This window comes from Luteibacter sp. (assembly GCF_036499525.1).
Lineage (GTDB): Bacteria > Pseudomonadota > Gammaproteobacteria > Xanthomonadales > Rhodanobacteraceae > Luteibacter.
The window spans coordinates 18704-28214 of sequence record NZ_DASYDO010000078.1; the positions used below are offsets into that span (position 1 = coordinate 18704).

Consider the following 9511-nt stretch of genomic DNA (forward strand, 5'->3'; position numbering starts at 1 on the left):
TCACATCGCACGGAAGCGATGGCGGTACGCGTCGCTCACACGGAGCGGCTCGGCAAAGCCGTGGAGCCAGACCAGGAAACGACCATCCCCGTCCGGCCTGACCTGCCGGATCGCCGACACGCGAACGATGGCGTTTCGGTGAATCCTCCAGAAAACGTCCGGATCGAGCTTCAGCATCAGATCCTTCAGCGGCGTCCGGATGAATGCGGAATCGCTGGCGGTGACGACGCGCGTGTACTTTTCCCCGGACTGGAAAAGAACGACGTCTTCGATGGGGATCATCCGGAGGGTATCGCCGATGCTGGCGGTGATCCAGGTGATCGGTTCCGCTCGCGCCAGCCGTCCCGCGAGGCTGTCGATCAACGCCGTCAGATCGACTTGCGCCGCGGGCTGGCGAGTGCGCAGACGTGCCACCGTTTCGGTGAGGCGATCGGTGCGGATCGGTTTCAGCAGATAATCGATGGCGCCGGCGTCGAAGGCCTTCACCGCGAATTCGTCATGAGCGGTGATGAAGACGACCTGGGCTGGACTGGCAGCCTGTCGTGCCACCTCGAGGCCGCCGAGTCCCGGCATGCGGATGTCGAGGAACGCAACGTCCGGCTTCTTCGAGGTCCAGGCATCGAGCGCGCTTATGCCATCCTCGCATTCCGAGACGATGGTCAGTTGCGGCCACAGGATTGCCAGCATGCCGCGCAGCTCCATCCGCTGCGGTTCCTCGTCTTCGGCGATGAGGGCCGTGATGGGGGCGGTCATGGGAATGCGAGCGGAATGTGGATGCTTGCGCTCACCCCGCCTCCGGCACGCGATGCGATGTCGAAGCGTGCGCGTGTTCCAAAACGATCGCGAAGCTGGGCGCTGACATTCGCGAGGCCCAGGCCTGGCGTGGTGCCGGGCTGCAGTCCCAAGCCATCGTCCTCGACGCTCACGCTCAGGAATCCATCCACCATGCCGGCGACGATCGCGATCATGCCGGGGCCGGGCTTCGGCTCGATGCCATGGGTCATCGCGTTCTCCACCAGTGTCAGCAGGATCAATGGAGGAAACGGCAGGGCCCGGACGGTATCGCTCGCGTCGACATGAACCCGGATGCGGCCGGCCGTACGGACATTCATGATCTCGAGATAGCCCAGGCAGAGATCGATCTGGCGGCCCAGTGTTGCTTCCTCGATGCCTGTGGTGCGGATGCGCGGCAACGCGACGCGCAGATACGCCGCAAGCGCGTCGATGGTTCCCGCCGCGCGCTCGGGTTCGCTGGCGATCAGCGACCGCACCGAAGCCAGCGTGTTGAAGAGGAAGTGTGGTTCGACCTGGGCCTGCAGGATGGCCAGGCGCATGTCGGCTGCGTTCCGTTCGGCGCGCAGGTTTTCGATCTGGCGGCTGGCTGCGAACTGGGCGACGCGGCGCCGCTCGCCGAGGTAATAGATCGCAGCGAAACCTCCGCCTGCGAGTATCTGGACAAAGACGGAGGCGTTGACGGTGGCGGCGAGGAAATTGGAAACCGCCTGTCCGAACCAGCTGATCTGCATGCGCTGTCCGGAATAGGCCTGCATGAGATGAGCGTGATAAGCGCTCGCCCAAGTCAGGGCGACGACCCCGATCCAGAATCCGAACAGGATCGCCAGCAGCACCAGCGCGCGCTCCAATACGAGCGGCAGACGGCGATGCCGGATCAACGTGGCGAGCAGGGGGCCGGCCGAAACGGCGACCAGCGATGCGATGCATGCCCTGAGTGCCAGTCCTGGCCAGTCACCCCATGTACCCATGCCCGACGCATGCCAGGTCGCGTACGTGCAACCGGCGAGAACTGCCAACGGCCACAAGATGATTCCCCGGCGCAGCAACCAGGGCCAGGTGAAGGGTCGGAAGTCCTGGTAGAGCGTCCAGCTGCCGAGGTCGGACAGCACGCTTCGCGGCAGTCGGGCACGCAGGTCGTCGTGGGGCAAATCCATGCGAAACAGGTTAGCAAAGCAGCCGTGACCGCGCACACGAGCCATCCGCGCCTGGGCCGATTCGTCGCATCGCCGACCGGTTCCGTCGCATGCCCATCCCCCCGTACGCCGGCGTGCCCTATACCTGTCGCACACACAACACGGGGAGCAACCATGCAGACCAAGATTCTGGCGAAGGCGGCCATGGCGTTCGCGATCCTCGCCGGATCCGCGCAGGCCACGTCGCCGGCTGAGCCGTGGGTATCCACGGAGTGGCTGCAGAGTCACCTTGACGACCCGGAGCTCGTGCTGCTTCAGGTCGGCGAAGAGTCGCAGTACAAGTCCGCGCATATTCCAGGCGCACGCTTCGTCCGGCTTGACGATGTCGCCGTTACGTCGGACGAGCTTTCGCTGCAGGTGCCTTCGGCGCCGGAATTGCGCCAGAGATTGCAGGGCCTCGGCATCTCCGACAGCTCCCACGTCGTGGTGTACTTCGGAAACGATCACGTCTCCGTGTCGACGCGGATACTTTTCACGCTGCAATCCGCCGGCTTGGCGGCGCACGCCGACCTGCTGGACGGCGGCATGCCGAAGTGGCGCCGCGAGGGCCGCCCCCTGACCGACCGGGCATCCGCGGCAACGCAGCCGGGCACACTGACGGCCTTCAACCTTCAGCCAACCATCGTCGATGCCGCGTTCGTGCAAGCGCACGCAAGGCAGACGGGCTATGTGCTCATCGATGCGCGCGCGGCGATGTACTACGACGGGCTCGAAGAGAGCGGTGCGGATGGCCACCAGCATCGCGGTCATATTCCCGGTGCGCGCAACCTGCCGTTCACCAGCATCACCAACGACGATCTGACCCTGAAGAAGCCGGCCGAACTGCTCGCGTTGTTCCGCAAGGCCGGTGTCGAGCCGGGCGATCGGGTGATCGCCTATTGCCACATCGGCCAGCAGGCCACGGCGGTGCTGTTCGCCGCGCGTGCCGTGGGGATCGATGCCGTGCTCTACGACGGTTCGTTCGAAGACTGGACGACGCGCGACCTTCCGGTCGAGCTCTGACGATGCGCCCCTTCCGTCCCTATGCCGAACCCCATGCGACCGGTGTTTGCCTGGGCCTCGTGCTGTTTGCCTGCTTCGTGCTGTCCGGGCAGGGGCTGGGAGCGTCTGGCGCCTTTGCGAGCGTAGCGAGCGGTGTCGTCGCCACGGTCTCTCCGGACACCGCCGTGCACAGCGGCTACTTCCGCAGCTATCTCCAGGACGGTTCGCCATGGACGGCTTGGCTTGTCGTCGAAATCATCGGCGTGATAGTCGGCGCTGCCGCTTCGGCTGCCCTTGCCGGACGAACACAGCCAATCCTCGTCCCCGCCGTGCGCCCGTCCGGCAGCAGGCTGGTTGCCGGCGTCATCGGCGGCGTGTCGATGGGCATCGGGGCTGCGCTGGCGCGAGGCTGCACCAGCGGCCTCGCGCTGAGCGGCGGTGCGCTGTTGAGTGTCGGCGCCTGGATCTTCATGGCGGCACTGTTCCTTGCCGGCTTCCTCGCCGCGCCACTCATGCGCAGGCTCTGGCCATGAACGACCTGCTGATCGCGGGAGGCATCGGCGTGGCGTTCGGCTGGGCACTCGAGCGCGCCGGCCTGGGCGACCCACCGAAGCTTGCCGGCCAGTTCTACCTGCGGGATTTCACGGTCCTCAAGGTGATGCTGAGCGCGATGGTGACCGCGATGCTCGGCGTCTTCTGGGGCGGGCGACTCGGTCTGTTCGATGCCGGCACGTTCTACGTGCCCGACACCTATCTGCTTCCGCAACTCGTCGGCGGTCTGCTCTTCGGACTCGGATTCGTGCTGAGCGGCCTGTGCCCGGGCACGTCCTGTGTGGCATTGGCCAGCGGTCGCATCGAAGGGGCCGCGACAATGCTCGGACTGTTCGCTGGCGTGCTGATTGTGGGCCTGGCCTTCCCTGCGGTCGAAACTTTCTACCGCTCGACGCCACTCGGCCCGCTGACCCTCCAGTGCCTCACCGGCCTGCCTTACGGCGTCGTGGTCGCGCTGGTCGCGGTGGCCGCCGTTTCGGCGCTGGCATGGATAGCGAAGCGGGAGGCAATACGATGAGACTGGTGCGAGGGTTAGGCATGGGTGCGCTTGCATTGGGCCTGGCGGCACCCTTCGCGGGCAGCCCTTCTCGCACGCCGCAGCGAGGCCTCGATCTGGATTCGGTCGCCCGGGCGATCGCCGACGGCTCCGACCATGTCAGCGCACGCCAGCTTGCGGAATGGATACGCGATCGCCGGACGGGACTTCGCGTCATCGATGTGCGCTCGCCGGCCGAGTTTCGTCACGACGCCATCCCGACCGCGGAGAACGTGCCGGTAGACCGGTTGGCGACGTCGCGCTTCGCCCCCGACGAGACCATCGTCCTCTACTCGCAGGAAGGGGCGCATGCCGGCCAGGCCTGGGTCATGTTGCGCTCGCTTGGCGTCACCAAGGCGGTGTTCTTGCCGGGCGGCCTTGCCGACTGGCGCGACGAGGTGCTCAGTCCATGGCTGCCGGTGAACGGCTCGCCCACGGAGCGCGCACAGATCGCGGCATTGAGCCACTACTTCGGCGGTTCTCCCCGCACTGGGGGAGAGCAGGAGGCTGGGCGCAGTTTGCGGAGGCGCGGATGCTAGCGCCCGCGATGGAGCCCGCGGATGCGACCGATGCATTCGACTTCACCGCGCTTCGCGCCAGCGAATTCGCCCGTCTCGATACCGCCGGCATTGCCTATCTCGATTACGCGGCCGGCGCGCTGTACGGCGCCTCGCAGGCACGGGAGCACGGTGACCGTCTGGTGCACGGAATTTTCGGTAATCCCCATTCGGAGCATCTGGCGTCCCGCCACAGCGCTGCTGCGCAAGCGGCCGCCCGTGCCGCGACGCTGGCCTTCTTCGACGCCGATCCGGAGATCCACGATGTCTGCTTCACCGCCAACGCAACGGCAGCCATCAAACTCGTCGCCGAGAGCTACGCATTTTCGTTGCGGCGTGGACTCATTCTCTCGGCCGACAACCACAATTCCGTCAACGGCATTCGGGAGTTTGCCTGGCGCGCAGGGGCGCCGGTCAGCGTGCTCCCGCTGGATTCCGAACTTCGGCTCGATCGCGGATCGGCCCACGTGCGGGCGAGCATCGAGCGACAGGGCGCGGGCTTGTTCGCTTTTCCACAGCAGTCCAACTTTTCCGGCGTACGTCACGACCTGTCACTCATCGAAGAGGCCGGGGCGCTCGGATGCGATGTCCTGGTCGATGCGGCAGCAGCCGGTCCATACGGCGCGCTGAGCCTGAGGGAGCATGCTGCCGACTTCGTCGTGTGTTCGTTCTACAAACTGTTCGGCTTGCCCACAGGTGTCGGCGCATTGATTGCGAAAAAATCGGCCCTGGCGCGACTTCGCAGGCCTTGGTTTTCAGGTGGCACCGTGGAGTTCGTTTCCGTCGCACATGGGCGGTATGCCCTCAGGACGGGTCACGAGGGCTTCGAGGACGGAACCCCCAACTTCCTCGACCTCGCCGCCATTGAGTCCGGATTCGCCTTTCTCGATCGCATGCCGCGCCCGGGCCTGCGTGCCCATATCCAGTCGCATACGCAGCATTTCCTGGCACGGGCAGCGACACTGCGACACCGCAACGGCGCGCCGCTTGTGCGCCTGTATGGCCCCCGCGACATGGAGCAGCGGGGCGGCATCGTCGCCTTCAACGTGCTGCGGAGCGACGGTGGCGTGCTGCCCCACGAGCACGTGGAATGGCGGGCGCGCGAGCATGGCGTCGCCATTCGGGGTGGCTGCTTCTGCAATCCAGGGGCGGCCGAAAAAGCATTCGGATTCGATGCCATGGGAGTAGATCGCTGTTTCGACAAGCTCGAGGGTCGCTTCAGCATCGAGGCATTCCGTAGCTGCGCAGGGCAGGGCGCTACCGTGGGTGCGCTGCGTTTGTCCGTCGGTGCCCCCACCACGCGCACCGATATCGAGCGGGCCGTGGCACTGGTTGTTGATTGCAGCGAGTAGATTTGCCGGTCAGGCGGCGAGCGCCACGCCCGTCCGTTCGAAGCCGAACGCGGCGACGACTCGTTCGCAGGCTTCGCCGCGCAGGGCTTCGCGGCGGCGGAACTCGGCGCGACGCTTGCTTTCGATCGTCGACGCACAACGCGCGGGCTCGCGTGGCGGTAGCTCGTAGAAGCCGTCCGTGCCCGGAACGCCGCCGGCTTCCATCCAGAACGCATCGTACTCGGCCTTGACCCGGTCGGGGATGCCGGCGAATACATGGGCGGCATTGCCGATGCCTACGACGTGCTCCACGGCGAATGCTTCGGCCAACGCGCGAATCATCGACAGCAGCAGGTTCTTCGGCCGCAGGCCGTGGCACTGCCGGGTGAGCTCGCGTACCGCGTCGCGTCCAGCGTCGTTGGTCGCACCCTGCAGGCAACCGATGGCGATCGCGCGGCCGCCGTCGATGAAAGTCATGGTGGCGTGTGAGATCTGCAGGCCGTTCTGGTCGGTGAGCGAAAGGCTCAGTTCTCCTTCGCGACTGCGGCGGAACGGTGCTTTCAGGATGAGCGAGAGGTGCTGGCCGTCGCGAAGGCGCAGCTTGCTGAGCAACACCTGGCGCTCGCGATAAAGTGTGTGGAACAGCGGGCGCGGAAAGCGTGCGAGCGCGAATTCGTAATGGTCGCGCAAAGCCCGGAACCTCTGCTGCATGGTCCACGCACGGTTGATGTAGCGATGCTGGTAACGCTCCGGCAGCACGCGATCGATCGACGCGATGCCCGCCATCGGTGCCGACTCGAGGACGGCCAGCCACGCATCGTGTTCGCGCCAGCGTGCAACGCACCGGCCGATATAGGTAAACGTGGCGGCGATGCCACGCACGCGCGTGCTGTGCCAGCCGACGCGCCCGCTTAACGAGCGCGCGAAACGCAAGATGGATTGCATGAGGAAGGTCCGTTTCTTGGTGACGACGCACGTTATGCGCGCGCCCTTTTTCCCAGGGCTTTCATGATGCCAAGCCGTACGCCCGGTGTTCTGTCGGGGTTCGGAATGGGGAAAGGTCAGGGAAAGACGTGCGGACTCAATAGACCTTCGGTTCGCCCGGCGGGCGGGTCTTGAAGCGCTTGTGCACCCAGAGGTATTGCTCCGGTGCCTCCCGCACCATCTGCTCGATCTGCGCGTTCACGCGTGCCGTGTCCAGCGCGGCATCCTTGCTGGGGAAGTCGTCCATCGGTGCGCCCAGGCGCATCGCGTAGCCCGCGTCGCCGGGGAGGCGCCGGTGATAGAACGGGATGACCAGGGCGCCAGACAACCGGGCGAGGTGATGGGTGGCGGTGATCGTCGCGGCCTGCACGCCGAAGAACGGGACGAAGACATTGTCCTTGCTGCGCATGTCCTGGTCGGGCGCATACCAGAGCGTGCCGCCGGATTTCAGGTATTTCACCGTGCCGCGGATGTCGTCCTTCTCGAACATCGCATCCGCATAATGCAGACGCGAACGCAGCACCGCGAACTCGAACACGTCCGAATCCATGCGCCGGTACATGCCGGCGATGCGGATGCGCTGCGACACCAGCCGGGCACAGAGTTCGAGGTGCGAGAAATGCCCGCCCACGAGGAGGACGCCTCGCCCCGCCTTGCGGGCGGTTTCGAGATGCTCCAGCCCTTCGACCGTGACCGGTACCCGGGCGATCGCACGATCCGATCCCATCCACCCGAGCGCGAACTCGGCCAGCATCATGCCCACGTCGCACAGGTTGGCGCGCACCAGGACCTTCTGAGCCGCCGCGTCGAGTTCGGGGAAGCACAGGGCGATGTTCGTCGCGGCCACGCGCCGCCGCTCGGGGTTCAGGTGCAGCGCCAGCCGCCCGGCAAGGCGCCCCAGGCGCATCAGCAGCCGGAAGGGCAGGTGGGCGATCACCCAGATGAACGCGGCGCCCAGCCACGCCGGCCAGTGGCGGGGGGCGAGCAGGGCGCGAGTGAGGTGGGGACGGGGCATACCAGGCATGGCCGGGCATTGTAACGAATGGGGGCGGCTATACTGACCGGCTACCGGCAATCCAGGGAACCGCGTGCTCCTGCGCCTGCTCTACAACTTCGCCATGTACCTGTTCACGCCGCTGGTGATGCTTCGCCTGATGGCGCGCGGCATGCGTTACGGCGACTACCACGTGCGCTGGCGCGAGCGCTTCGGCCAGTTCCGCGAGCCTCGCCTTGCCGGCTGCCTGTGGGTGCACGCGGTGTCCGTGGGTGAGGTGAACGCGGCCGAGCCGCTGGTGAAGGCGTTGATGGAGGCCTACCCGCAGGCGCCGATGCTGGTGACCACGGTCACCCCGACGGGCTCCGAGCGCGTGCGCCAGCTCTTCGGCGACAAGGTGCACAGCGTCTACCTGCCCTACGACCTGCCGTTCGCCGTGAAGCGCTTCCTGCGCAATACACGCCCCCGGCTGGCCGTGATCGTCGAAACGGAGATCTGGCCAAACCTCTACTTCGCTTGTCGCCGGCACGGCATTCCGCTGCTCATCGCCAATGCCCGCCTGTCCGAGCGCTCGCTGCGCGGCTACGCACGCATGAGTTCGCTGGTGAAGCGTGCGCTGCGCTGCGTGAGCCATATCGCCGCGCAGTCCCGCACCGACGCCGCGCGGTATCGCCTGCTGGGCGCCGAGCCCAGCCAGCTCACCGTATGCGGCAACCTCAAGTTCGACATGCCCGTACCGCAGGCCGCGCTCGAGGCCGGCACGGCGATGCGCGAGGCCTGGGGCAAGGGGCGCCCCGTCTGGATCGCTGCCAGTACACACGAAGGGGAGGAGATGTGCGTCCTCGAGGCCCACCTTGACGTGATGCGCCGCCTCCCCGACGCCCTGCTGCTCATCGCACCGCGCCACCCGGAACGCTTCAAGGCGGTGGAGGCCTCCGTGCGAAGCCTTGGCTTCAACGTCGCCACGCGTAGCACCGACCGCGCGCCCGGGCTCGCCACGCAGTGCTTCGTCATCGATTCCATGGGCGAACTGCTGCGCTTCTTCGCCTCGGCCGACGTGGCCTTCGTGGGCGGAAGCCTCGTACCGATCGGCGGCCACAACGTGCTCGAGCCCGCGGCGCTGTGCAAGCCCGTGCTGGTGGGCCCGCACACCTTCAATTTCGAGGAAATCACCCAGGCCCTGCTGGACGAGGGTGGTGGCCAGCGTGTGAACGACCAGGACGAGCTCGGGGAGCATGTGCTGGCGCTGCTACGCGACCGGGAGCAGCGCGAGGCCATGGGCAACCGCGCGCGCCATGTCTTCGACAGCGAGCGCGGTTCGGTCGGCAGGGTGATGGAGCTGATCGACCGCTTGCTGCAGGAATAAGGCAAAAAGAACGGGCCACAAAGGGCCCGTTCTTTTCTTGCCGTATCCGGAGACTTACTGAAGCAGCGCGTTCACCGCTTCGAGGTCCTTCACGTCCACCGTGCCGGCCGTCTGCTTGAGCAGCAGCTTGTCGAGGATGAACTGGTGGCGGGACTGCGAGTAATCGCTGAGCGCCTGGGTCAGGTTCTGCTGCGCGATCAGCACGTCGACGATGGTGCGCGTG

At 66.2% G+C, this 9511-nt stretch carries 10 protein-coding genes; 6 read left to right on the forward strand and 4 right to left on the reverse strand.

Translation table 11 applies throughout. The annotated features are described in order from the left end of the window. Positions 1–753 (reverse strand): LytTR family DNA-binding domain-containing protein, encoded by a 753-nt coding sequence (locus VGM71_RS16625; protein WP_331547209.1) that lies wholly within the window; start codon positions 751–753, stop codon positions 1–3. Next, entirely contained in the window at positions 750–1949 is a 1200-nt protein-coding gene (locus VGM71_RS16630) for a sensor histidine kinase (protein ID WP_331547211.1), read from the reverse strand. Before VGM71_RS16630 ends, VGM71_RS16625 begins: the two co-directional genes overlap by 4 nt. A gap of 153 nt (positions 1950–2102) precedes the next feature. Between VGM71_RS16630 and VGM71_RS16635 the strand changes: the two genes are divergently transcribed. The 5 genes from VGM71_RS16635 to VGM71_RS16655 are packed head-to-tail and all read left to right on the forward strand — an operon-like array spanning position 2103 to position 5965. Further along, complete coding sequence (locus VGM71_RS16635; protein ID WP_331547213.1) at positions 2103–2990, forward strand: sulfurtransferase; 888 nt, start codon at positions 2103–2105, stop codon at positions 2988–2990. A gap of 2 nt (positions 2991–2992) precedes the next feature. Next, positions 2993–3502: a YeeE/YedE thiosulfate transporter family protein gene (locus VGM71_RS16640; protein ID WP_331547215.1), complete on the forward strand. Its 510-nt coding sequence runs from the start codon at positions 2993–2995 to the stop codon at positions 3500–3502. Next, complete coding sequence (locus VGM71_RS16645) at positions 3499–4038, forward strand: YeeE/YedE thiosulfate transporter family protein (RefSeq protein WP_331547217.1); 540 nt, start codon at positions 3499–3501, stop codon at positions 4036–4038. The genes VGM71_RS16640 and VGM71_RS16645 overlap by 4 nt, the downstream gene beginning before the upstream one ends. Next, complete coding sequence (locus VGM71_RS16650; RefSeq protein WP_331547219.1) at positions 4035–4595, forward strand: rhodanese-like domain-containing protein; 561 nt, start codon at positions 4035–4037, stop codon at positions 4593–4595. Before VGM71_RS16645 ends, VGM71_RS16650 begins: the two co-directional genes overlap by 4 nt. Before the next feature lie 8 nt (positions 4596–4603). Next, positions 4604–5965 carry an aminotransferase class V-fold PLP-dependent enzyme gene (locus VGM71_RS16655; RefSeq protein ID WP_331547227.1) on the forward strand — a complete coding sequence of 454 codons (1362 nt, stop codon included), beginning with the start codon at positions 4604–4606 and terminating at the stop codon, positions 5963–5965. A gap of 9 nt (positions 5966–5974) precedes the next feature. On the opposite strand, the gene VGM71_RS16660 is transcribed toward VGM71_RS16655, so the two are convergent. Together VGM71_RS16660 and lpxL are read right to left on the reverse strand one after the other, a co-directional pair. Further along, positions 5975–6889, reverse strand: a complete 915-nt coding sequence (locus tag VGM71_RS16660; RefSeq protein WP_331547221.1) for a VirK/YbjX family protein — start codon at positions 6887–6889, stop codon at positions 5975–5977. Positions 6890–7025: 136 nt separating this feature from the next. Beyond that, positions 7026–7943, reverse strand: a complete 918-nt coding sequence (gene lpxL, locus VGM71_RS16665) for an LpxL/LpxP family Kdo(2)-lipid IV(A) lauroyl/palmitoleoyl acyltransferase (protein ID WP_331547223.1) — start codon at positions 7941–7943, stop codon at positions 7026–7028. Positions 7944–8022: 79 nt separating this feature from the next. Between lpxL and waaA the strand changes: the two genes are divergently transcribed. Continuing rightward, the gene (gene waaA / locus VGM71_RS16670; protein ID WP_331547229.1) at positions 8023–9288 is read left to right on the forward strand and encodes a lipid IV(A) 3-deoxy-D-manno-octulosonic acid transferase; all 1266 of its coding nucleotides are present in this window, start codon (positions 8023–8025) and stop codon (positions 9286–9288) included. Positions 9289–9511: the final 223 nt, after the last annotated feature.